Raw genomic sequence first — 369 nt, 5'->3', positions numbered from 1 at the left:
GAGCCGTGAGCCGTGAGCCGTGAGCCGTGAGCCGTGAGCCCAAAAGCCAAACCAACACGCAAAGCACAACAACAAAAGCCACCTTCAACAGCCTAAAAACACCACAACGCCAGATTTGAGACACTTTGCGTTTTTTTGCGTTCAAACCTGCAATGTTACGTTGCTATGTAAAGCCAGCAGGTCAAACAGCGGGGCAAGGCCACAAAAGACCTCACACCAAGACAGTCCAAAGAAGCAACCAGAAGCAAGGCACAGAAGCAGACTTATTCCCCATCTGCCAACATCTATTCCCGCTCCAGAAAAACATATCCCCGTACTCAGCACGACAACATCGGCATCGGCATCGGCATCGGCATCGGCATCGGCATC

General features: G+C 51.8%; 1 protein-coding gene. It reads right to left on the bottom strand.

What is annotated here, in order from left to right:
• Positions 1-141: 141 nt before the first annotated feature.
• Positions 142-369, bottom strand: a 228-nt coding sequence (locus tag PsWM33_RS27760) for a hypothetical protein (RefSeq protein ID WP_206599031.1), incomplete at its 5' end; no start/stop codon positions are given.

Source organism: Pseudovibrio sp. WM33 (assembly GCF_001623165.1).
Taxonomy (GTDB): Bacteria; Pseudomonadota; Alphaproteobacteria; order Rhizobiales; family Stappiaceae; genus Pseudovibrio.
The sequence above is the reverse complement of the archived record's forward strand: the minus strand, read 5'-3'. Positions and strand labels throughout refer to the sequence as shown.